This window comes from Sporomusaceae bacterium, assembly GCA_031460455.1.
Taxonomy (GTDB): Bacteria; Bacillota; Negativicutes; order Sporomusales; family UBA7701; genus Anaeroselena.
On the sequence record JAVKTQ010000004.1, the window covers coordinates 117,238 to 138,240 of the forward strand.

Sequence of the window (21,003 nt, forward strand, 5' to 3'; positions counted from 1 at the left end):
GTTCAGCCGGGGAGGACGGCGACGAAGTTGGCGAGCAGCCTGACGCCGTCGGGGGTGAGGATGGATTCGGGGTGGAACTGGATGCCTTCGACGGGAAAGTGTTTGTGCCTGACGCCCATGATGAGCCCGTCGTCGCTGGCGGCGGTGACGGTGAGGCAGTCGGGGAGGCTGGCCCGGTCAAGGATGAGGGAGTGGTAGCGGCCGGCGGTGAAGGGCTGGGGGAGGCCGCGGTAGAGGCCGTGGCCGTGGTGGGTGACGGCCGAGGTTTTGCCGTGGACGGGCTGCGGGGCGCGCACGACGCGGCCGCCGAAGGCTTCGCCGATGACCTGATGGCCGAGGCAGACGCCGAGGATGGGCAGACGGGCGGCGAAGCGGACGACGAGGGCTTTGCTGATGCCGGCGTCGTCGGGGGTGCCGGGGCCGGGGGAGATGATGACGGCTTTGTAGCCGCCGGCGGCGATTTCGTCCAGGGTGATGCGGTCGTTGCGGACGACGCGGACCTGCTGCCCGAGGTGGGCGACGTACTGGAAGATGTTGTAGGTGAAGGAGTCGTAGTTGTCGATGAGCAGGATCATGGCTGCGCGCCTCCCGTTACCTGGAATAGGGCCCCGGCTTTGTGGAGTATTTCCCGGTATTCGGCGACGGGGACGGAGTCGGCGACGATGCCGGCGCCGGTCTGGATGACGACTTGGCCGCCGTCGATGATGAGGGTGCGGATGGTGATGCAGGTGTCGATGTTGCCGCGGAAGTCGAAGTAGCCGACGGCGCCGCCGTAGGGGCCGCGGGGGGTGTTTTCGAGGCCGGCGATTATTTCCATGGCGCGGATTTTAGGGGCGCCGCTGAGGGTGCCGGCGGGGAAGCAGGCGGCGAGGACGTCGGTGGGGGTGTAGCGGGGGTCGAGCTGGCCGGTGACTTCGGAGACGATGTGCATGACATGTGAGTAGTTTTCGACTTCCATGAGGCGGCTGACGGCGACGGTGCCGGGGCGGCTGATACGGCCGAGGTCGTTGCGGCCGAGGTCGACGAGCATGGCATGCTCGGCGCGCTCTTTGGCGTCGGCGAGGAGGTCGGCGGCGAGGCGGGCGTCTTCGGCGGCGTCGCGGCCGCGCGGGCGGGTGCCGGCGATGGGGCAGGTGTATAGCTGGCCGTCACGGAGTTTGACGAGCATTTCGGGGGAGGCGCCGACGAGCTGGCGGGAGCCGAAGTTGAGGTAGAACATGTAGGGCGAGGGGTTGAGGTGGCGGAGCCGCCGGTAGAGGTGGAAGGGCTCGGTGGTGAGCGGCCGGCGGAAGGGCCGGGAGAGGACGGCCTGGAAGATGTCGCCGGCGGCGATGTGCTCTTTGGCCTGTTCTACGGCGGCGATGTAGTCGTCGCGGCCGTCTGCCTCTTCCCCCCTCTCCCCTGCCGCCTGGCCGGTCTGCGGCAGGGATGCGCTCTGGCGCAGCCTGAGGGCGAGGGAGGCGAGGCTTTCGGCGGCGGTTTCGTAGGCGGCGGGGGCGGCGGCGGGGCTGTCGACGGGGGCGAGGTGGATGAGTTTGGCGGTGTGGGTGAGGTGGTCGAGGACGACGATGGTCTGGCAGATGAGGTATTCGCCGAGGATCATGTCGTCGGGGACGGCGAGGCCGCGGATGCGTTCCCAGGTGGCGGCGGCTTCGTAGGCGAGGTAGCCGACGGCGCCGCCGCTGAAGGGCGGCAGGCCGGGAAGGTCGGGGCAGGTGTAGCTGCCGAGGATGCGCTGGAGGACGGCGAGGGGCGGGCCGGCGACGGTGGTGCGCTTGCCGCGCCGGCGGAGGTCGCTGTGGCGGGCGGTGGCGGTGAGGGTGAGGAGGGGGTCGGCGCCGATGAAGGAGTAGCGGCCGAAGTTTTTGCTGGTTTCGGCGCTCTCGAGCATAAAGCCGGGGCGGTCGCCGACGATTTTGCCGTAGAGTGATACGGGGGTGTCGAGGTCGGCGGGTATGTCGGCGGTGACGGGGATGAGGTTGTGGCCGGCGGCGAGGCGGCAGAATTCGTCGCGGTCGGGCGAGAGCTTCATGGCCGGTCACCTGCCCGGTCGAGGGCCTGGCGTATAGAGGCGACGAGGCGGCCGACGCCGGCCGGGCCGTCGGCGGTGAGCCGCTCGATGACGGCGCTGCCGACGATGACGGCGTCGGCGTGGGCGGCGGCGGCAACGGCCGCAGCCTCGTCGCCGATGCCGAAGCCGATGGCGATGGGGATGTCGCTGGCCCGGCGGGCGTCGGCGATGAGGGGGGCGAGGCGGCTGTAGTCGACAGCCTGGACGCCGGTGACGCCGGTGGTTGAGACGCAGTAGAGAAAGCCGCCGGCCTGGGCGCAGATAGCGGCGATGCGTTCTGGCGGGCTGGTGGGGGCGATGAAGTGGATGAGGTCGAGGCCGCAGCCGCGGCAGATGGCTTGGAGGGGAGCGGCTTCTTCGAGGGGGAGGTCGGGGACGATGAGGCCGGCGGCGCCGGCGGCGGCCGCGTCGGCGGCGAAGGCTGCGGGGCCGTATTGGAGGATGGTGTTGATGTAGAGCATGAGGGCGATGGGGACGGGGGTAGCGGCGGTGAGTTCGGCGACGAGGGCGAGGACGTCGGCGGTTTTGAGGCCGCCGGCGAGGGCGGCGGTGGCGGCTTTTTGGATGACGGGGCCGTCGGCGATGGGGTCGGAGAAGGGGATGCCGATTTCGACGATGTCGGCGCCGGCGGCGGCGGCGGCGAGGACGGCCTGGCGGGTGGCGGCGAGGTCGGGGTAGCCGGCGGCGAGGTAGACGATGAGGCCTTTGCCGCCGGCGGCGCGGCGGGCGGCGAGTTTATCCCGAAGTGTGGACATTTTATAACCCTCCCATGGTTTTGGCTACGGTGTCGACGTCTTTGTCGCCCCGCCCGGAGAGGCAGACGACGACGGCCTCGCCGGCTTTTGTGAGCGGCATGAGTTCGTCGAGGTAGGCGAGGGCGTGGGCGCTCTCTAAGGCGGGGATGATGCCCTCGAGGCGGGCGAGACGGGCGAGGCCGGCTATGGCTTGTTGGTCGGTGACGGCGACGTAGGCGGCGAGGCCGCTGTCTTTGGCGTGGGCGTGCTCGGGGCCGACGCCGGGGTAGTCGAGGCCGGCGGAGAGGGAGTGGGCTTCGGTGACCTGGCCGTCGTCGTCCTGGAGGAGGTAGCTGTAAGCGCCGTGAAGGACGCCGGGCCGGCCTTTTGTAAGGGAGGCGGCGTATTTGCCGGTTTCGAGGCCTTTGCCGGCGGCTTCGACGCCGATTTTGGCGATGCCGCGCTCGTGGAGGAAGGGGTGGAAGATGCCCATGGCGTTGCTGCCGCCGCCGACGCAGGCGACGAGGTGGCTGATTTTGAGGCCGGCGGCCGCGGCCTGGCTGCGGACTTCGCGGCCGATGACGGCCTGGAAGTCGCGGACGATCATGGGGTAGGGGTGGGGGCCGACGACGGAGCCGATGATGTAGTGGGTGTCGCGGACGTTGGCGACCCAGTGGCGGAGGGCTTCGCTGGTGGCGTCTTTGAGGGTGCCGCTGCCGCTGGTGACGGGGACGACTTCGCTGCCGAGGAGGCGCATGCGGACGACGTTGAGGTGCTGGCGCTCGATGTCTTCGGCGCCCATGAAGACGCGGCATTCGAGGCCGAAGTGGGCGGCGACGGTGGCGCAGGCGACGCCGTGCTGTCCGGCGCCCGTTTCGGCAACGATGCGTTTTTTGCCCATGCGGCGGGCGAGGAGGGCTTGGCCGAGGGCGTTGTTGATTTTGTGGGCGCCAGTGTGGAGGAGGTCTTCGCGTTTGAGGTAGACGGCGGCCCGGCCATAGTGGGCGGTGAGGTTGGCGGCGTGGTAGAGGAGGGTGGGCCGGCCGGCGTAGTCCCGAAGGTAGGCGGCGAATTCGCGCTGGAAGGACGGGTCGTTTTTGAGTTTGCAGTAGAAGTCGTCGAGTTCGATGAGGGCGGGCATGACGGTTTCGGGTACGTAGCGGCCGCCGTAGGCGCCGAAGCGTCCGTTGATGTCAGGCATGTTGTGTTTCCTCCTTTGTGTGTGGGGCGTTCATGGCGCCGGGCGTTTCGCCGGGCCGGACGAGTTCGCGGGTGCGGGCGAGGATGTCGGGGGCGGTGACGAGCGCTTCGCCGACGAGCGCGCCGCGTACGCCGGCCTGTTTGAGCTGCCGGGCGTCGTCGCCGCCGGTTATGCCGCTTTCGCTAATGATGAGGCGGCGACTGTCGGTGTGGGGCAGGAGGGCGAAGGTGGTGGCGAGGTCGGTGGTGAAGGTGGCGAGGTCGCGGTTGTTGATGCCGATGATGGGGGCGGGGGTGTGCTGGACGCGCTCAAGCTCTTCGCGGCTGTGAACTTCGACGAGGCTGTCGAGGCCGAGGGTGTCGGCAACGGCGAGGAAGCGCCGCAGCTGACCGTCGGTGAGGATGGCAGCGATGAGGAGGACGGCGTCGGCGCCGGCGGCACGGGCTTCGTAGAGCTGGTATTCGTCGATGATGAAGTCTTTGCGGAGGAGGGGCAGGGGGCTGACGGCGCGGACGGCGGCGAGGTCTTCGAGGCAGCCGCGGAAGGGGGCGCTGGTGTGGACGGAGAGGGCGGCGGCGCCGCCGGCGGTGAAGATGCGGGCGAGCTCGGGGACGGTGTGGCGGCCCGAGAGCTGGCCTTTGGCGGGGGAGGCGAGCTTGCCTTCGGCGATGAGCGCCCAGTCGGCGGCGCGCAGGGCGCGGGCGAAGGCACGAGTGCCGGGAGTTATGTCCCGCTGCAGGTGGGCGAGGGGGTTGGTCTGTTTGCGGGCGGCGACTTCCCGGCGGATGCCGGCGACTATTTTTGCGAGCATGGCGCTCCCCTTCCCTGCGCCGCCCGGGCGGCGGCGACGAATTGATGGATTTTGGCGGCGTCTTTGGCGCCGGCGGTTTCGACGCCGCCGGAGACGTCGACGCCGGCGGGGCTGAGGATGCGGATGGCTTCGCCGACGTTGGCGGCGGTGAGGCCGCCGGCGACGAGATAGGGGGCGGGGAGGGCGGTGGCGAGGCTGCCGGCCTGCCGCCAGTCGAAGGCGAGGCCGGTGCCGCCGGCCTGGCCGGGGACGAGGGTGTCGAGGAGGATGTATTCGGCGGGGTAGGCTGCGGCGGCGGGGTCGAAGCCGGGGCCGACGGGGACGGCTTTGATGACCGGCCAGCCGACGGCCCGGCAATAGGCAGGGGTTTCGCCGCCGTGGAGCTGGACGTAGTCGAGGCAGCAGCGGCGGGCGGTGTCCTGGACGACGGCGAGGGGCTGGTTGACGAAGACGCCGACGCGGGCGATGCCGCCGACCTGGCGGGCGATGACGGCGGCAGCGTCGACGCTTATCCGCCGCCGGCCGGGTGCGAAGACGAAGCCGATGAGGTCGGCGCCGGCGTCGCGGGCGGCGCAGGCGGCGTCGACGGTGGTTATGCCGCAGATTTTTATGATAATGGTAATCCCTCCTTGCCGTCGGCTCCGAAACGGCGGAGGGCTTCGAGCCGCCCGAGGGCGGCGCCGCTGTCGACGCTGGCGGCGGCGAGGGCGAGGCCTTCGCGGATGCCGCCCGCTTTGCCGGCGACGACGAGGGCGGCGGCGGCGTTGAGGAGGACGATGTCGCGCCGGCCGCCTTTTTCGCCGCGGAGGATGCCGAGGATGATGGCGGCGTTGTCGCCGGGGGCGCCGCCGCGGTAGTGGGCGCTGTCGCCGCGGAGGCCGTAGTCGGCGGGGTCGAGGAGGTAGGTTTTGACACGGCCGTCCGCTACTTCGGCGATTTTGGTGGGGGCGGCGGCGGAGATTTCGTCGAGGCCGTCGAGGCTGTGGACGACCATGGCCCGGTTGGTGCCGAGCCGGAGGAGGACGGCGGCGACTTTTTCGGGGAGGGCGGGGTCGTAGACGCCGATGAGCTGGCGGGTGGCGCCGGCGGGATTTGTGAGCGGGCCGAGGAGGTTGAAGACGGTGCGGAAGCCGAGTTCGCGCCGCGATTTGGCGACATGGCGCATGGCGGGATGGTAGAGGGGGGCGTAGAGGAAGCTGATGCCGAGGGTGTCGAGGGCGGCGGCGGCCGCGGCGGGCGGGAGATCGACGCGGACGCCGAGGGCGGCGAGGACGTCGGCGCTGCCGCAGGCGCTGGATATGCCGTGGTTGCCGTGTTTGGCGACGGTGACGCCCGCGCCGGCGACGACGAGGGCGACGGCGGTGGAGATGTTGAAGGTGCCGCGGCCGTCGCCGCCTGTGCCGCAGGTGTCGAGAATGTCGCCGCGGGCGTCGACGGCGACGACGAGGGCGCGCATGGCGCCTGCGAAGCCGGCGATTTCTTCGCTGGTCTCGCCTTTCATTTTGAGGGCGGTTAGGAAGGCGCCGAGCTGGGCGTCGCTGGCCCCGCCGGACATGATGGCCGCCATGGTGCGGCCGGCTTCTTCGTGGGTGAGGCTGTGTCCGGCCGCCACTCGGCCGAGAGATTCTCTGAGCATGGTTTTTTCCTCCTATTTCTTTGGAGTATTTGTCCCGTGAAAATAGAAAAAGCCATTTCACCCGTAGGGGCGAAATGGCTCGCGGTACCACCCTGTTCGGAAAGCAAAGCTTTCCCTTGTTCGGATACGGGACGCGCGTCCGATATCCTAGCCCGCTAACGGGGGCGACCGGCTCCTCCTACTGGCAAAAGCGTTCGGGGGGCAGCTCCCAGGTCCATTCGCTGTGCTCTCCCGGCCGGTCGTCTCACCTCCGGTTTCCCGGTCACCGGCTCGCTGGGCGGAAGGGGGCGCAGTTACTCGTCCTGTTCTCAGCTGTTGGGTATTGATTTTTCGGGGGAAATAAAAAAAGCCGCTTTCACCCCAGGGGCGAAATGGCTCGCGGTACCACCCTTTTCGGAAAGCGAAAGCTTTCCCTTATTCGGATACGGGACGTAAATCCGATATCCTAGCCGGGTAACGGCGGCGGCCGGCTCCTCCTACTGGCAAAGGCTTTTCGGGGAGCAGCTCCCAGGTCCATTCGCTATGCTCTCCCGGCCGGTCGTCGCACCTCCGGTTTCCCGGTCACCGGCTCGCTGGGCGGGGGGTTACACAGTTACTCGTCCTGTTCAACGCTGTTGATGTTAAATTAGCATTATTTTATCGCGGGTGACGGCTGTTGTCAAGGAAGATGGAAATATATTTCCACCGGCGAAAGGCATTGACAAAATTTCGGCTGCTTGGTATTATTCTACCAATAACGAAATACTGGGTATTTTCTCATCAAGAGAGGCGGAGGGACTGGCCCGATGAAACCTCGGCAACCACGGCGGCTATTATGGCTGACCGCAGGTGCCAATTCCTGAAGGAATCGCAAGATTGCTTAAAGATGAGAGCAGGCCGGAAGCTTTTTTTCTGCCTCTTTCATCTGCGAGTAGACGGGTGAGGAGGATTTTTTATGGCCAAAACGTTTGCCGAGATCAATGAGAAGATCAAAAAGGGCGAAGCGGTGGTGCTGACGGCCGAGGAGGTCGTCCGCATGGCGGACGAACAGGGCCTGAAGGCGACGGCGGAGAAGGTGGATGTGGTGACGACCGCGACGTTCGGGCCGATGTGTTCGTCGGGGGCGTTCGTGAATTTCGGCCACAGCGACCCGCCGATCAAGATGGCGAAGGTGTGGCTCAATCAGGTGCCGGCGTATACGGGGATCGCGGCGGTGGACGCGTATATCGGCGCGACCGAGCTGGCCGAGGGCCGCGAGGACTACGGCGGCGCCCATGTGATCGAGGAGCTGGTGGCCGGGAAAAGCGTACGCCTGAAAGCGCTCGCCCAGGGGACGGACTGCTACCCCCGCAAGGAGCTGGAGGGGTATGTCAGCAAGGAGACCATCAACGAGGCTTTCCTGTTCAACCCCCGCAACGCGTACCAGAATTATGTGGCGGCGACCAATTCGACGAACCGCATCCTGTACACGTATATGGGCATGCTGCTGCCGAAGTTCGGCAATGTGACCTATTCGACGTCGGGACAGCTGAGCCCGCTCTTAAACGACCCGTACCTGCGGACGATCGGCGTGGGGACGCGCATTTTCCTCGGCGGCACGCAGGGGTATGTGGCCTGGCACGGGACGCAGCACAACCCCCAGAAGGCGCGCGGCGAGAACGGGGTGCCGGTGGGCGGGGCGGGAACGCTCAGCCTGATCGGCGACCTGAAGGCGATGACGACGGAGTACCTGAAGGCGGCGGTGTTCAAGAATTACGGGGTGAGTATGTTCGTGGGGGTGGGCATCCCCATCCCGATGCTGGATGAGGATATGGCGCGCTTCGTGACGGTACGCGACCGGGAGATAAAGACGACGCTGCTGGATTACGGGGTACCGGGGCGCAGCCGGCCGACGCTGAAGGTGGTCGATTACGAGGAGCTGAAGTCGGGCTTTGTGGAGCTGAACGGCCGCAAGGTGCGGACGGCGCCGCTGTCGAGTATTTTCAAGGCGCGGCAGATCGCGGCGACACTCAAGGAATGGATCGAGCGGGGCGAGTTCCTGCTCCAGGAGCCGGCGGCCCCGCTGCCGGCGGACGCGACGGTGAAGCCGCTGGATGTAAAGGAGTTGGACTGAGATGGTGAAGGAGCGTTTTACGTTCGTTTTCTCGCCCGATACGTACGCCAAGCCGATCACGTATCACCTGGTGAAGGACTACGATCTGCGGATAAACATCCTGCGGGCGGAGATCACCCCCGGCGAGGAGGGCCACCTGCTGGCCGAGATCGAGGGCGAGGAGGATAACCTGCGCCGGGCGCTGGAATTCCTGGCGGCGGAGAAGATCGAGGTCATCCCGACGACCAGGCAGGTGACGGTGCGGCAGGAGGAGTGCGTCCACTGCGGCGCGTGCACGGCGGTGTGCTTCTCGGGGGCGATGGCGATGAACCGCGAGGAGTGGAAGATGGAGTTCCGCCCGGAGAAGTGCATCGTGTGCGGGCTGTGCATCGAGGCGTGCCCGCTCAGGATAATCAGCGTGGGCTTCGGCGGCGGCAAAGCCGGGGAAGCGTGAAATCGGCCGCTTACGAGCCGCGCCGCTACCGCGACAGCCTGGCCGGCCCCGGCCTGAGGACATTCACGGTGAGCCATCTGGAGAGCGACCTGTGGGTGGCGGTGGCGGCGGACGCCCCGCCGGGTGCCGAGGCGACGGCGCTGGCCGCGGTGCTGGACGCGCGGCGCAAGCTTGAGGAGTATATCGCGACCGACCGGGAGTATCTGACGGCGCTGGCGCCGTACGAGCCGGCGGCGGGCTGCCCGCCGCTCGTACGCGCGATGGCGGCGGCGGCCGCTCTGGCCGGCACGGGGCCGATGGCGGCGGTGGCCGGGGCGGTGAGCGCCTATGTCGGCCACCGGCTGGAGGAGCTGTATGGCCTCACGGAGGTTATCGTCGAGAACGGCGGCGACATCTACCTGCGGTCGAGCGTACCGCGGAAGATCGCCATCTACGCCGGGGCGTCGCCGCTGTCGAACAAGCTGGCGCTCGTCGTCCCCCCCACCCTCTCCCCTCTCGGTATCTGCACGTCGTCGGGAACGGTGGGCCATTCGCTGAGCTTCGGCAAGGCGGACGCGGCGACGGTGCTGGCCAAGGACGCGGCGACGGCGGACGCGTACGCGACAGCACTAGGCAACCGCATCCAGGGGCCGCCCGATATCGACGCCGCCTTATCCTGGATCGCCGCCCAACCGGAGGTGCTGGGGGCGGTGGTGATCGCGGGCGACAGGGTCGGCGCGGTGGGGCAGGTGGAGCTGGGGCCGTATTGAGGAAAAAGAAAAAAGCTCCCGGAATTTCCGGGAGTTTTTTTAATCTCCGCGTGCGAGGCCGTACCAGTTTCCCGGGATAGCGACCAAGCATCCCGAAAAGTAAAAAGTGTAAAAGCGTCAATACTATAGGCGGTACATGCGGCATCCCCCTGACAGGAGACAAGGAGGGGGTCGCCAGGCGGGAGAATTATGAGCAGGGAATATTGGGGTATCGCCGCGCTGACCCTGGCCAGCATTTTGCTTGTGACGGTGTTCGGTCGGACCGATAAGCCACGGGAAAGCCTGTTCCTTTTTATCGTGGGGCAAGCGGTGACCTGGCCGGCCACTATAATCTTGGCTTTTATAGGCAGTATCGAATCTCCTGTGCGATTGTTCCCCAAAGCCACCGACAGCAATTTTGCCCTTGCGTTTATTTTCCTGCCGGCGGTATATGTCGCGTATTATTGGCATTATCCCCGGAACAAGAGCCGTATTCTCAAGATCGCGTATACCCTTGCGGTTACGGGCGGCAGCGCGTTGGCGCATGTCGCCGTGCAAAAATATACCGATTTGTTGGTCTATATCGATTTTACGGGATATCGGCCGTGGCTCATCAACATCATATCGTATTACGCAAGCCGTATCTATTGTGATTGGTTTTTCGGCCAAGTGGCGAAGGCGAAGGGACGGAGCCCACGATGAGATTGGAGGGCATGATTTTAACCGCCTCGGTGGTGGTTTCGATACTATCTCTCGCGCTCACCCCGAGAAACAAGCTGCTGCAGATGCAGTTTATCATCCTTTTCGTCCAGCTTCCCACCTGGCTGCTCGGCCTGACGGCGGTGGAGCTGGAGCTGCTGGAGTATCCCTACCGGGAGCTGGCCAGCGTCAACAGAACCAGCTTTATTTTCGAATATGTCGTTTTACCGGTGTTGTGCGTCCATGTGAATAATTACTACCCGTGGCAGGCGACAGCGCTGGCCAAGGCAGGGTACCTGGCGGGCATCAGCCTGCTTCTGACCGGCTTTGAGGTTATTTGGGAGCGGTATACCATGCTGATCAGATATACCGGGTGGGAGTGGTACTGGACCTCGGTCAGCGTGCTGTTCATCATGTGGCTGACCCAGAGGACGGTGGCATGGTTTTTTGACGGTGAACGCGGGGGATAAGGTAGGAGACGTGGGGCAGGTGGAGCTTGGGCCGTATTGAGGGAAAAAATGCCCGGACAAGAAGTCCGGGCATTTTTGTGCCTAATCATGGTGCATAAACTGTTATGCTTTAAGTACTCATAATTGTCGAAATTAAAAGGGGGATTATAATTGGTATAAACATCCACACCGAACTATAAATATCATACCTTATACAAATCCCTACATACGTGTATAAGACCCCCAGAAGCACTATAACTGCTCCTATACGAATCCACATTGCATGCTCGACAAACTGGTTGCATTTATCGGCACAGAATATACCTACCAACGTCCCTAATATTGGTGCAAACATAATGAGAAACCCTAAAGAATGACCTGCCATGGTGTATCGTTCTGCTATAGGCAATAAAAGCAGAATTACTATTAGTGAGCTAATACATGTAAATAGGATTCTGTTAATCATAAAACCTCCAACAACCACCCCGCTATGCTAATCCATTTCTATAAGAGGTAATTATCTCCTTTTATTTTAGTGTATCTCTCGGTTAGCCGGCGTTCCCGGCATTGGGTCAACCCACCGTGAGCGAGGACGGCGGCCGCTACTTGGCGAGGGAGCCGGAAACAGCACCGCGCGAGCCGCCATGGACGGCGGCGAGAACCGACAATCGAACATGGACGTTCGTTTGGCGGTGGCGCGGTGCTGTCGGCGACGAGCTTAGTAAGACCGCCGCCCGCAGCGGGTGGGATGACCCAATGCCGGGGGCACAAACCAGGAAAAGAGCGGCTATACCCACCAGCCCAAGAAAAAAACCTGACTCCTTGCGGAGCCAGGCTTAGCTTATTCAGGACGACGGCTGCCGGCGGCGGGGGCGGCCTCGGGGACATCGGCCAGCCACTCGTTGAGCTGCTTGACCCTTTCCCAGGTCAGCTCGGCTTTGTAGAGGTGGTATACCATCGGGTACATGCTGCCGTAGGATTGTTTATCCTCTTTGGGGAAGACGGCGTCCAGGTGGGCGTCGCGGAAGGCTATCCACGCCACTTCGGCCGCGGTGTATTTGGCGATGAACTCCCGGTCGTCCCGGTATTTGACCGATACTTTGTTGTAAACGGCGTTCAGCGTGTCGTCGGCCCGCTTGAATTCCCTGGCGGCGGCAGCGTTCATCGCCGCCTGGCTGCGGTCATCGTCCGGGTATGTAAGCTCGACTTTGAAGCGACCGGTGTCGAATTCCGGCTCGTTACCGGCATTGGCACCCACAGCGGGGAGAACGCCGACCAGGGCGATCAGCAGCGACGCTATCACAGCAAACCGCTTCATTAGTAATACCTCATTCTTCTTAATTCATTTCTGTCACCCCACAATATTAGCATTGCCGTTTGGGGATTACAATGGCAGTTCGCACCAATAGACCGGGGCGCGCCGCCTGCGTTCCGAGAAGCGAAAAGCCTGACTCCATAAAGGAGCCAGGCTTTTGTTGATTGGCCTTCTTTTACAGGCACACCGACCGCCGAAGTCGACATAGGATGTTATGCGGAATACAACGCCAATGCTGATGGGGAGAGGATGCAATGCTTAAATTCCTGATAGTTTATCCTTTCGAGACGGTCGGTAAGATAATCGATATCGCCCAGGGCGCCGGCCAGGACCCGTACCATGTGGCGGTCTTCACGCGCACCGGGCTACTGCAGGCGACGGTCGACGGGGTGGTCGTCAGCCGGTTCGACGCTTTCGCCGGGCGCTATACGCGCACTTTCGGCCTGGTGGTGCCCCATCCGGAGAAGGTGGACGAATTCGCCTTCCTGGTGGCGGGCGAGAAATACGATTACTTCGGCGCGGCGGCGTCGTGGATTTACCAGCATACGAAGCTGGTGGTGCCGATCGATGTGGAGGGGCATTCGTTCTGCTCTGACCTGGCCGTCCGCGCCGGACGCTATTGCGGCGGCGATCTTTTCGGCGATACGCCGGCCTACTGCATCGGCCCGAAGATGTTTCTGGCCGAGATGGTGACGGCGGGGGTGGAGTTTAACGAGGAGTGAGCTATACCTGCGGGAGGTCGGCGAGGAAGCGGGCGAGGTCTTGTTCGTCGCAGGGGGCGTCTTTGGTTTCGCCGGCGAGGTAGCTGTCGTAGGCGGCCATGTCGAAGTGGCCGTGGCCGGAGAGGCTGAAGAGGATGGTCCTCCCCTTCCCTTCCTCGCGGGCGGCGAGCGCCTCGACGATGGCCCCTTGGACGGCGTGGGCCGATTCGGGGGCGGGGATGATGCCTTCGCTGCGGGCGAAGGTGAGGGCGGCCTGGAAGATCTGCCGCTGGTCGAAGGCTTGGGCTTCGATGAGGCCGTCGTGGTAGAGCTGGCTGACGAGGGGCGATTCGCCGTGGTAGCGGAGGCCGCCGGCATGGATGCCGGAGGGCATGAAGTTGTGGCCGAGGGTGTACATTTTGACGATGGGGGTGAGCTTGCCGAGGTCGCCGTAGTCGTAGGCGAAGACGCCGCGGGTGAGGGTGGGGCAGGCGGTGGGCTCGACGGCGAGGGCGCGGACCTGGCGGCCGGCAAACCTGTCCCGGAGGAAGGGGAAGGCGATGCCGCCGAAGTTGCTGCCGCCGCCGCAGGCGCCGATGACGACGTCGGGGTAGTCGCCGGCTTTGGCGAGCTGGGCTTTGGCTTCGAGGCCGATGACGGTCTGGTGGAGGAGGACGTGATTGAGTACGCTGCCGAGGGCGTAGTTGGTGTCGGCGCGGCCGGCGGCGTCTTCGACGGCTTCGGAGATGGCGAGGCCGAGGCTGCCGGGGGAGTCGGGGTCGAGGGCGAGCATCTTCCTCCCTGCTTCGGTTTTGCCCGAGGGGCTGGGGATGACTTCGGCGCCGTAGACCTGCATGAAGGAGCGGCGGTAGGGCTTTTGGCGGCTGCTGATTTTGACCATGTAGACGACGCACTCCAGCCCGTACATGCTGCAGGCGAGGCTGAGGGCGCTGCCCCACTGGCCGGCGCCGGTTTCGGTGGCGAGGCGGGTGATGCCGGCGGCTTTGTTGTAGTAGGCCTGGGGGATGGCGGTGTTGACTTTGTGGCTGCCGGCGGGGCTGACGCCTTCGTTTTTGTAGTAGATTTTCGCGGGGGTGTCGAGGGCTTTTTCGAGCTCATAGGCGCGGATGAGGGGGGTGGGCCGCCAGATGCGGTATTTTTCGACGATTTCTTCGGGGATGTCGATCCAGCGTTCCTGGGTGACTTCCTGTTTGATGAGCTCCATGGGGAAGATGGGGGCGAGGTCGGCGGGGCCGATGGGCTGTTTGGTGACCGGGTGGAGGGGCGGGGCCAGCTTGGTGGGCATGTCGGCCTGGATGTTGTACCAGCGCCGGGGGATATCCTGTTCGTCGAGGAATATTTTTTTGTCTTTGTGCATGGTTTGCATCCCCTTTCTTTTGATGGAAATAAAAAAAACCCTCGTCCTGATAGGGACGAGAGGTTGCTCGCGGTACCACCCTGTTTGGCCGCGTGCGCGGCCCAACTCGTTAGGGCGCGGACGGCAATGGCCGTCGATGCCCTTCCCCTGGTAACGGCGGGGATATCCCGGCGGCTCCTACCCCGCATAATGCGGCTCGGGCTGCATTTCCCAGGCCCATTCACCGTGCCCAAAATACCGGCCTTCCACCGTCGCCGGCTCGCTGTGATTCTCCACCACGGCTACTCTTCCTGTTCATCAACTTTGGCTGATTTGGGTTTGCTTGGATTATAGCAGCAAAGGAACGGGCCTGTCAAGAGAGGGTTTAGTGGCCGACTTCTTTGAGGTGCTGCAGATACATGTTATAGTTCTTTTTGATTAATTCGGGGATGGGGAGGTTGTAGGGGCAGCGGGTGAGGCAGACGCCGCATTCGGTGCAATTCTGCACGGATTCGATGGCTTTTTTGGAGAAGCCGACGGCGACTTCTTTGGACATGCGGTGGGCGACGACGGGGTAGGCCATGGCGGGGGTGATCATGACGCCGTTGGGGCAGGGCTGGCAGTATTCGCACCGGCGGCAGAACTGGCGGCCGAGGCGGTCGCGGTATTCGGCCATGAGGGCGCGGTCGGCGTCCTCTATGATGTTGGGGGCGTCGTAGATGGCGGCGACTTGGTCGACATAGGCGATGGAGTCGAAGCCGGGGATGGGGATGACGTCGGGGAATTGGCGGAGGTATTTGAAGGTGAGGGCGGCGTTGTCGAGGACGCCGCCGCCGAACGGCTTCATGGCAAGGATGCCGAGGCCGAGGGAGCGGGCGGTGACGTGGAGTTCGTCGGCGGCCGCGGGCTCGACGAAGCTGAAGGGGAACTGGATGGTGGCGAAGTGGCCTGTTTTGATGAGGCGGTTGGCCATGGAGAGGCTGTGGGAGGTGAGGCCGATGTGGCCGATTTTGCCTGCCTGCTGGGCTTTGAGGACGGCTTCGAGGGCGCCGCCGGGGCCGGAGATGGCCTGCCAGTCTTTTTCCTGGGAGACCTGGTGGAGCTGGTAGAGGTCGATGTGGTCGGTCCTGAGGAGGCGGAGGCTGGCGTCGAGGTGTTCGGCGGCGCCGGCGGCGTCGCGTTTCATGGTTTTGGTGGCGAGGACGATTTTGTCGCGCATGCCGGCGAAGGCGCGGCCGATTTTGTCTTCGCTGCCGATGTAGGCGTTGGCGGTGTCGTAGAAGGTGACGCCTTTGTCGTAGGCGCGCCTTAGGACGGCGACGGCTTCGTCGACGCCGAGGCGGATGATGGGGATGCCGCCGAAGCCGAATTCGGAGACCCGCAGGTTGGTTTTGCCGAGAAGCTGGTAGCGCATGGTTTCCCTCCGTTTTCCAGATGTCTTTATGGGGATATTTCGGCCGCGCCGCGCCGGTTTCCTGCCGGGGGCGGGCGATGCGGCCGGCCGATTTTCGGGCGGGGAAAAGTTGTATCCGGGGCGCAAGAGTGTTAGTATATATTATATCGAGATTATCTCTTGCCCATTTTACGGAGGATGGAATGAATTTATTCGGTTCGAAGAGTAGTGACGGCAACTTCCAGAAGTGTATCGCCGAGGCGCGCAAGTGGTTCGAGCGCGAGGACCGGGAGAAGGCGTGCTACTGGTATACGAAGGCCGGGCTGGCGGGACGCGCCGACGCGGAGATGCGCGATCTGGGGGATTATCTGGTGGTGGCGACGGAGTACCGGCCGGAGATGGCGAGCGAGGTGGCCCGCCTGATCCTGGGGCGAAGCGGCCCAATACCGGCGATGTATATGCAGGATGTTTTCTGCTGCGCGCTGTTCGTGCCCGACCGGGCGCTGGAGCAGGAGGCCATCCGCCGGGTGCTGAGCGATAGGCTTAATCCGACGCTGTGCGTGCGGATCGCGGATATGTATTTTGAGTATGCGGCCGACCGGCGCGACCAGGTGCAGGCGGTGCAGTGGGTGCAGCGGGCGGCGGCGGCCGAGGCGCGGAGCTTCAGCGACTGGTCGGCGAAGGCGTACGCGCTTTTTCTGCTGGTGGACGAGGACGAGAAGGCCAAGCTGGCGGTGCTGGGCTGCGCGCAGAAGGCGCTGGATCTGGCGGGCACCGACCCGGATGTGAATGTGGACGCGCTGGAGGATCTGCTGGAGGCTTTGGGGTTTTTGGAGTACGACGGCAGCCTGATCGCGAAGTATCTGTACGAGAAGCTGCTGGCGAACAATAATATCGCGCTGCCGGAGAAGCACCGCATCTGGCAGGATCTGAAAGAGCTGCAGGAGCACCTGAAGGGGTAATGCGCGGCAAAAGCCTGAAACCGGAGACGGTTTCAGGCTTTTTAATGTGTTATACTATTTTGTTTTATATCGCGGGCAATACTTTTGTCTCCCCCGGACTTAACGCTCGGACGATGAATTTCCCCAGTTCGCCGGCCAGGTCGATGAGGGGTTTGCCGACGGTGCGCGAGGTGACGTCGCCGTCGAGGAGGACGGCTGAGCCTGCGGGCAGGACGGCGACGGTGTCGAGGAAGGTGTCGACGATGTGGGGGTCGAGTTTGCTGCCCCGCGACCAGAGGAGGACTTCGTAGGCCTGGTGGGGCTGGTAGGCGGCGCGGTAGGGGCGGTCGGCGGTGACGGCGTCGAAGTTGTCGGCGACGGCGACGATGCGGGCGAAGAGGTGGATGTTGTCGCCGGCGAGGCCGCCGGGGTAGCCGGTGCCGTCGTAGTTTTCGTGGTGCTGGCAGGCGATGTGGGCGGCGGAGATGGGCAGCGCCCACTGGCGCCGCAGGGTGTGGAAGGCTTCGAGGGCATGGTGGTGGATGGCCTGCCACTCGGTGTCGGACAGCGGCCCAGGCTTGTCGAGGATGTCTTGCGGGATGCGCGTTTTGCCGAGGTCGTGGAGGAGGGCGCCGACGGCGAGCTCGGCGAGCTGGCCGGGCGGCAGGCGCAGTTTGGCGCCGATGAGGACGGAGAGCAGGCATACGTTGAGGGAGTGGCTGAAGGTGTAAGGGTGGTGGATGCGGAGGTTGGAAAGGTGGCGGAGGATGTGGCGGTTGTCGATGGCGTTTTCGACAGTTTTTACGATCAGCGCTTTGAGCCCGCCTATTTCGATATGGCGGTCGCGGAGGAAGCGCCCCGCGCCGCGGTGGATGAACCGGAGGGCTTCGGCCCCGGTGCGCTGGTCGAGGAGTTCGTCGGGGTCGATCGGTCTAAAGGGAGCCCGACAGGAGATGAGGTCGGTTTCGGGGCCGGGGCGTGCTGGGTAATGGGTGGGCGGGACCGAGGGGACGTCAGGAAGCGGGGCGCCGGTTTGGTCGTATTGGCTGCGGGCAAGTGTCATTGCGGGTGCGGGCTGGCCGGTTGTCAGGCTGAGCATTGTTCTCCCCCCCGAATGCATGGTGTTTTATGTTTTATTTTACATCTTTCCCCATGTTTCCCAATTAAATCCTAAATTTATCTTAAATGATTCCTAATAAACTATTATGTCGAACTATAGTTGCCTGCCGGGATTTCTTTCCGACATTGTCCGCCATTATCCGCTATTTGGCGGCGGCGATGCGGACAAGCTCCGACAAGAGGGGACGGAAAATGCCGGCGGATGCGATGGGGGCGGCGGTTTGGCCGGTCGCTTCGTGTCGAAATTATTTTCGCGGCGAACGGGGCGGGAGGGGAAATTTTTCCTGCTATCCTTTCTGCAAAAATATGTTACTATACTTGCCACCAGAAAAATAAATGTGTTATACTATTGTCGTAGATAAGCGATATTGATACGTATCATTGATGCGCAAGAGCGATGTATTGTGCATACCATTTGGGAGAGTGATAGTTGGTGAAGGCCAGAATTGCCATCAACGGCTTCGGACGGATTGGCAGGATGTGCCTGCGGGCTTCGCTGGCGCGGGAGGATATCGAGGTCGTGGCTATTAACGGCACGATGGATCCGGCGGCGTTGGCCCATTTGCTGAAGTACGATTCGGTGCACGGCGTTCTCGACCGCACGGTTGTGGCTAACGACCGGGAGATTGTGGTGGACGGCAGGCCGATCAGGATATTGTCGGACCGCAATCCCGCGAATCTGCCCTGGGGCAGCCTGGGGGCGGATATCGTGATCGAGTCGACCGGGAAGTTTAATTCGGGCCGCGATTGCCAGGTGCACCTGGATAACGGGGCCGGCAAGGTGATTATTTCCGCGCCGGCGAAGGATGCGGTGCCGACGTTCGTGATGGGCGTGAATGACGACGATTACAGCCATCAGAAGCATCATATCGTTTCGACGGCTTCGTGCACGACGAATTGCCTGGCGCCGGTGGCGAAGGTGCTGCACGAGCGGTTCGGGATCGTGAGCGGGTTTATGTCGACGGTGCATGCTTTTACGACCGATCAGCGCAGCCTCGACAACAGCCATAAGGATCCCCGGCGGGCGCGGAGCTGCGTGCAGTCGATCATCCCGACGTCGACGGGCGCGGCGAAGATGATCGGCGAGGTGATCCCGGAGCTGAAGGGAAAATTGAACGGGATCGCGATCAGGGTGCCGGTGCCGAATGTTTCGCTGACCGATCTTGTGGCCCAGCTGAGCCACAAGGTGACGGTCGCCGAGGTGAACGAGGCTCTGCGCGCGGCGGCCCACGGTCCGCTGAGGGGCATTCTCGATTATTGCGAGGAGCCGCTGGTGTCGGTGGATTTCCTGAAGAACAGCCATTCGGCGATTGTGGATTCGCTGTCGACGATGGTGGTGGGTCCGAATTCGGTGAAGGTGCTGGCCTGGTATGACAACGAGTGGGGTTATGCTTGCCGGGTTATCGATTTCGCTAGCCTGATGGCCCGGAGGGCCGAGGAAACTGTAGCATGGCCGACCCGCAAAGCGGCCGGTTGAGGAGGGTAATGTATATGTCTGCTTCTCATTCTCATTGTCCCGACTGCGGAGGCCGGGGAACGGTTGCTGCCGATTGCCCGTATTGCCGTGACAGCGACGCTCACGAGCACCACGATCTTGATGGTAAGATTTGTCCGAGCTGCGGCAGCGCAGGGTATGTGGAAGATGCCTGCCCGTCCTGCAGCGGGAGGGGAACGGCCGGCCACTATCGTAAGGTGAGCTGACCGAAATAAAGAACCGGGCCTGGTTAGCCCGGTTCTTTATTTTGCCGCGACAGGGGATTGCGAATGGGAAACCGCGGTCGTTACGACCGCGGTTTTTTATTGAATGGTAAAGGTGTAGTCGCCGATGTGATCGCCGTCGAAGGAGATTTTGACGGTGTAGCGGCCGCTCTGCCAGGAGCCTACTTCGGCGGCGCCGGCGCCGGTGGTGAAGCGGGCGGATTCCCAGTCTTTCTTGGGCTGGGCGGTGCGTTTGATTTCGGCGACCTGCCGGCCGGCGGGGTCGATGTAGCGGAGGACGAGGGGGATGGAGGCGTCGGCGATTTTGTGGTTGTTGTTTTTGTAGGCGATTTCGGTGTAGATTACTCTGGACCGGGGGCTGAATTCGCCGGCGTAGGTGCGCTGGGCGAGGGCGGGCGGATTTTGGCCGCCTTCGAAGAAGCGGACGGCGGTGATTTCGCCTTTTTTGCCGGCCGCGGGCGGTTTGGCCCCGTCGGCGGGCGCGGCAGGCTGCGTTTTGCCCGGCGCGGGCTGTTTGTCGTTGGCGGGCAGGATTTTGCCGGCGAGTTCGCGGAGGGTTTTTTCGAGGTCGAGGCTGCGGAGAGTTTTTTCGAGTTCGCCGCCGCCCTGCTCCTGAGCGGGTTTGGCGTCGTCGAGCGAGCGGAGGCCGATGACGACGTTGCGGACGAGAAAGCCCCCCGCGCTTAGCAGGAGGAGGATGACGACGACGATGGCGACGAGTTCTTTCATGATTCCCGAGCGGTTGTTGTCCATATGGCCTCTCCCCTTTCGGCGTTTCTGCTCCGGGACGTCGTCAGAGGATCGCTCCGCCGTCGACGACGACGGTTTGACCGGTTACCATGCCGGCGGTGAGCAGCAGGGGCAGGGCGACGGCGGCGACGTCTTCGGGGCCGCAGACTCTGCCCAGAGGGGTGCCGGCGCCGAGCCTGGCGACATGGTCTTCGCGCCCGGCGACCCAGCGGGTGAGGACGATGCCGGGGGCGACGCTGTTGACGCGGATTTCGGGGGCGAAGACTTGGGCGAGCGATTTGGTGAGGCTGATGGCGGCGGCTTTGGAGGCGGCGTAGGCGATGGAGCTGCCGCGGCCGGTGATGCCGGCGATGGAGGTGATGTTGACGATGGCGCCGCCAGTTTTTTTGAGGTGGGGGGCGCAGGCCCGGCAGACGAAGAAGACGCCTTTGACGTTGACGGACATGATGTTGTCCCAGTATTGACCGGCCATGTTTTCGAGGTCGCCGGCGTCGACGAAGTGGGTGGTGCCGGCGGAGTTGACGAGGTAGTCGAGCCGGCCGAAGCGCTTGACGGCGTTGTCGACCATGCGGCGGACCTGGGCGTCGTCGGCGACGTCGGCCTGTTCGGCCAGGCATTCGGCGCCGGCGGCTCTGACGGCTGCGGCCGTTTCGTCGGCTTCTTTCGCGGAGCGGGAGTAGTTGACGACGATGTCGATGCCCTGGGCGGCGAGGCTGAGGGCCACCGCCCGGCCGATTCCCGTGCCGCCGCCGGTGATGAGGGCTACTTTCCGGTTATCCATTTTTTTGGCCTCCTGAGCGGGGCATGCCGACCCCGCGTTTTGTGCGATATTGTAATGGTTTCTACGCCGGCGC

At 63.8% G+C, this 21,003-nt stretch carries 21 protein-coding genes, 1 riboswitch and 2 other annotated features; of the genes, 8 read left to right on the forward strand and 13 right to left on the reverse strand.

Going from position 1 to position 21,003, the window contains the following annotated elements; genetic code table 11:
- Window positions 1–2: 2 nt before the first annotated feature.
- From RIN56_08585 to trpD, 7 genes are read right to left on the reverse strand one after another with little or no spacing between them, the layout of a single operon-like run.
- Window positions 3–575 carry an aminodeoxychorismate/anthranilate synthase component II gene (locus RIN56_08585; protein MDR7866865.1) on the reverse strand — a complete coding sequence of 191 codons (573 nt, stop codon included), beginning with the start codon at window positions 573–575 and terminating at the stop codon, window positions 3–5.
- Entirely contained in the window at window positions 572–2,032 is a 1,461-nt protein-coding gene (locus RIN56_08590; GenBank protein MDR7866866.1) for an anthranilate synthase component I family protein, read from the reverse strand. Before RIN56_08590 ends, RIN56_08585 begins: the two co-directional genes overlap by 4 nt.
- Window positions 2,029–2,826 (reverse strand): tryptophan synthase subunit alpha, encoded by a 798-nt coding sequence (trpA, locus tag RIN56_08595; protein ID MDR7866867.1) that lies wholly within the window; start codon window positions 2,824–2,826, stop codon window positions 2,029–2,031. The genes RIN56_08590 and trpA overlap by 4 nt, the downstream gene beginning before the upstream one ends.
- A gap of 1 nt (window position 2,827) precedes the next feature.
- Window positions 2,828–4,006, reverse strand: coding sequence for a tryptophan synthase subunit beta (trpB, locus tag RIN56_08600; GenBank protein ID MDR7866868.1), 1,179 nt, complete (start codon window positions 4,004–4,006; stop codon window positions 2,828–2,830).
- Window positions 3,999–4,817, reverse strand: coding sequence for an indole-3-glycerol phosphate synthase TrpC (trpC, locus tag RIN56_08605; protein MDR7866869.1), 819 nt, complete (start codon window positions 4,815–4,817; stop codon window positions 3,999–4,001). Before trpC ends, trpB begins: the two co-directional genes overlap by 8 nt.
- Window positions 4,802–5,440, reverse strand: coding sequence for a phosphoribosylanthranilate isomerase (locus RIN56_08610; protein MDR7866870.1), 639 nt, complete (start codon window positions 5,438–5,440; stop codon window positions 4,802–4,804). Before RIN56_08610 ends, trpC begins: the two co-directional genes overlap by 16 nt.
- Complete coding sequence (trpD, locus tag RIN56_08615) at window positions 5,425–6,453, reverse strand: anthranilate phosphoribosyltransferase (GenBank protein ID MDR7866871.1); 1,029 nt, start codon at window positions 6,451–6,453, stop codon at window positions 5,425–5,427. Before trpD ends, RIN56_08610 begins: the two co-directional genes overlap by 16 nt.
- Before the next feature lie 359 nt (window positions 6,454–6,812).
- Window positions 6,813–7,071: a binding site (T-box leader), on the reverse strand.
- A 135-nt stretch (window positions 7,072–7,206) separates the two neighbouring features.
- Window positions 7,207–7,325: riboswitch (SAM riboswitch) on the forward strand.
- Window positions 7,326–7,387: 62 nt separating this feature from the next.
- Here trpD and RIN56_08620 point away from each other — a divergent pair.
- The 5 genes from RIN56_08620 to RIN56_08640 all read left to right on the forward strand — a co-directional run bounded on the left by RIN56_08620 (window position 7,388) and on the right by RIN56_08640 (window position 10,875).
- A complete protein-coding gene (locus RIN56_08620) occupies window positions 7,388–8,545 on the forward strand; it encodes a homocysteine biosynthesis protein (protein ID MDR7866872.1) in 1,158 nt (385 codons plus the stop codon).
- A 1-nt stretch (window position 8,546) separates the two neighbouring features.
- Window positions 8,547–8,978, forward strand: coding sequence for a 4Fe-4S binding protein (locus tag RIN56_08625; protein ID MDR7866873.1), 432 nt, complete (start codon window positions 8,547–8,549; stop codon window positions 8,976–8,978).
- On the forward strand, window positions 8,975–9,727 hold the full coding sequence (locus RIN56_08630; GenBank protein ID MDR7866874.1) for a UPF0280 family protein: 753 nt from the start codon (window positions 8,975–8,977) through the stop codon (window positions 9,725–9,727). The genes RIN56_08625 and RIN56_08630 overlap by 4 nt, the downstream gene beginning before the upstream one ends.
- 189 nt (window positions 9,728–9,916) lie before the next feature.
- Window positions 9,917–10,408 carry a CBO0543 family protein gene (locus RIN56_08635; GenBank protein MDR7866875.1) on the forward strand — a complete coding sequence of 164 codons (492 nt, stop codon included), beginning with the start codon at window positions 9,917–9,919 and terminating at the stop codon, window positions 10,406–10,408.
- Between the two features lie 11 nt (window positions 10,409–10,419).
- Window positions 10,420–10,875 carry a CBO0543 family protein gene (locus RIN56_08640; GenBank protein ID MDR7866876.1) on the forward strand — a complete coding sequence of 152 codons (456 nt, stop codon included), beginning with the start codon at window positions 10,420–10,422 and terminating at the stop codon, window positions 10,873–10,875.
- 820 nt (window positions 10,876–11,695) lie between these two features.
- Here RIN56_08640 and RIN56_08645 read toward each other — a convergent pair.
- Window positions 11,696–12,172, reverse strand: a complete 477-nt coding sequence (locus tag RIN56_08645; protein MDR7866877.1) for a lysozyme inhibitor LprI family protein — start codon at window positions 12,170–12,172, stop codon at window positions 11,696–11,698.
- 251 nt (window positions 12,173–12,423) lie between these two features.
- On the opposite strand from RIN56_08645, the gene RIN56_08650 reads away from it, so the two are divergent.
- Entirely contained in the window at window positions 12,424–12,891 is a 468-nt protein-coding gene (locus RIN56_08650; protein MDR7866878.1) for a hypothetical protein, read from the forward strand.
- A 1-nt stretch (window position 12,892) separates the two neighbouring features.
- Here the strand turns inward: RIN56_08650 and RIN56_08655 are convergent, their stop codons facing one another.
- Together RIN56_08655 and RIN56_08660 are read right to left on the reverse strand one after the other, a co-directional pair.
- Window positions 12,893–14,248 carry a TrpB-like pyridoxal phosphate-dependent enzyme gene (locus RIN56_08655; GenBank protein ID MDR7866879.1) on the reverse strand — a complete coding sequence of 452 codons (1,356 nt, stop codon included), beginning with the start codon at window positions 14,246–14,248 and terminating at the stop codon, window positions 12,893–12,895.
- A gap of 48 nt (window positions 14,249–14,296) precedes the next feature.
- Window positions 14,297–14,555, reverse strand: a binding site (T-box leader).
- 57 nt (window positions 14,556–14,612) lie between these two features.
- Window positions 14,613–15,641: an aldo/keto reductase gene (locus RIN56_08660; GenBank protein MDR7866880.1), complete on the reverse strand. Its 1,029-nt coding sequence runs from the start codon at window positions 15,639–15,641 to the stop codon at window positions 14,613–14,615.
- Between the two features lie 182 nt (window positions 15,642–15,823).
- Between RIN56_08660 and RIN56_08665 the strand changes: the two genes are divergently transcribed.
- Window positions 15,824–16,582, forward strand: coding sequence for a hypothetical protein (locus RIN56_08665; protein MDR7866881.1), 759 nt, complete (start codon window positions 15,824–15,826; stop codon window positions 16,580–16,582).
- Between the two features lie 64 nt (window positions 16,583–16,646).
- On the opposite strand, the gene RIN56_08670 is transcribed toward RIN56_08665, so the two are convergent.
- Entirely contained in the window at window positions 16,647–17,660 is a 1,014-nt protein-coding gene (locus RIN56_08670) for an HD-GYP domain-containing protein (protein ID MDR7866882.1), read from the reverse strand.
- Window positions 17,661–18,113: 453 nt separating this feature from the next.
- On the opposite strand from RIN56_08670, the gene gap reads away from it, so the two are divergent.
- Window positions 18,114–19,157, forward strand: coding sequence for a type I glyceraldehyde-3-phosphate dehydrogenase (gene gap / locus RIN56_08675; GenBank protein MDR7866883.1), 1,044 nt, complete (start codon window positions 18,114–18,116; stop codon window positions 19,155–19,157).
- Between the two features lie 320 nt (window positions 19,158–19,477).
- Here gap and RIN56_08680 read toward each other — a convergent pair whose 3' ends face one another.
- Window positions 19,478–20,152: a hypothetical protein gene (locus RIN56_08680; GenBank protein MDR7866884.1), complete on the reverse strand. Its 675-nt coding sequence runs from the start codon at window positions 20,150–20,152 to the stop codon at window positions 19,478–19,480.
- 40 nt (window positions 20,153–20,192) lie between these two features.
- The gene (locus tag RIN56_08685) at window positions 20,193–20,930 is read right to left on the reverse strand and encodes an SDR family oxidoreductase (GenBank protein ID MDR7866885.1); all 738 of its coding nucleotides are present in this window, start codon (window positions 20,928–20,930) and stop codon (window positions 20,193–20,195) included.
- Window positions 20,931–21,003 lie beyond the last annotated feature (73 nt).

What these genes read in the sequence shown, in the direction of transcription:
- trpC (MDR7866869.1), bottom strand. Translation starts at nt 4,817, where the DNA reads ATGCTCGCAAAAATAGTCGCCGGCATCCGCCGGGAAGTCGCCGCCCGC.
- trpA (MDR7866867.1), bottom strand. Translation starts at nt 2,826, where the DNA reads ATGTCCACACTTCGGGATAAACTCGCCGCCCGCCGCGCCGCCGGCGGC.
- RIN56_08640 (MDR7866876.1), top strand. Translation starts at nt 10,420, where the DNA reads ATGATTTTAACCGCCTCGGTGGTGGTTTCGATACTATCTCTCGCGCTC.
- RIN56_08645 (MDR7866877.1), bottom strand. Translation starts at nt 12,172, where the DNA reads ATGAAGCGGTTTGCTGTGATAGCGTCGCTGCTGATCGCCCTGGTCGGC.
- RIN56_08625 (MDR7866873.1), top strand. Translation starts at nt 8,547, where the DNA reads ATGGTGAAGGAGCGTTTTACGTTCGTTTTCTCGCCCGATACGTACGCC.
- RIN56_08655 (MDR7866879.1), bottom strand. Translation starts at nt 14,248, where the DNA reads ATGCACAAAGACAAAAAAATATTCCTCGACGAACAGGATATCCCCCGG.
- RIN56_08665 (MDR7866881.1), top strand. Translation starts at nt 15,824, where the DNA reads ATGAATTTATTCGGTTCGAAGAGTAGTGACGGCAACTTCCAGAAGTGT.
- RIN56_08650 (MDR7866878.1), top strand. Translation starts at nt 12,424, where the DNA reads ATGCTTAAATTCCTGATAGTTTATCCTTTCGAGACGGTCGGTAAGATA.
- RIN56_08590 (MDR7866866.1), bottom strand. Translation starts at nt 2,032, where the DNA reads ATGAAGCTCTCGCCCGACCGCGACGAATTCTGCCGCCTCGCCGCCGGC.
- RIN56_08660 (MDR7866880.1), bottom strand. Translation starts at nt 15,641, where the DNA reads ATGCGCTACCAGCTTCTCGGCAAAACCAACCTGCGGGTCTCCGAATTC.
- trpD (MDR7866871.1), bottom strand. Translation starts at nt 6,453, where the DNA reads ATGCTCAGAGAATCTCTCGGCCGAGTGGCGGCCGGACACAGCCTCACC.
- RIN56_08670 (MDR7866882.1), bottom strand. Translation starts at nt 17,660, where the DNA reads ATGCTCAGCCTGACAACCGGCCAGCCCGCACCCGCAATGACACTTGCC.
- RIN56_08685 (MDR7866885.1), bottom strand. Translation starts at nt 20,930, where the DNA reads ATGGATAACCGGAAAGTAGCCCTCATCACCGGCGGCGGCACGGGAATC.
- RIN56_08585 (MDR7866865.1), bottom strand. Translation starts at nt 575, where the DNA reads ATGATCCTGCTCATCGACAACTACGACTCCTTCACCTACAACATCTTC.
- trpB (MDR7866868.1), bottom strand. Translation starts at nt 4,006, where the DNA reads ATGCCTGACATCAACGGACGCTTCGGCGCCTACGGCGGCCGCTACGTA.
- RIN56_08635 (MDR7866875.1), top strand. Translation starts at nt 9,917, where the DNA reads ATGAGCAGGGAATATTGGGGTATCGCCGCGCTGACCCTGGCCAGCATT.
- RIN56_08680 (MDR7866884.1), bottom strand. Translation starts at nt 20,152, where the DNA reads ATGGACAACAACCGCTCGGGAATCATGAAAGAACTCGTCGCCATCGTC.
- RIN56_08620 (MDR7866872.1), top strand. Translation starts at nt 7,388, where the DNA reads ATGGCCAAAACGTTTGCCGAGATCAATGAGAAGATCAAAAAGGGCGAA.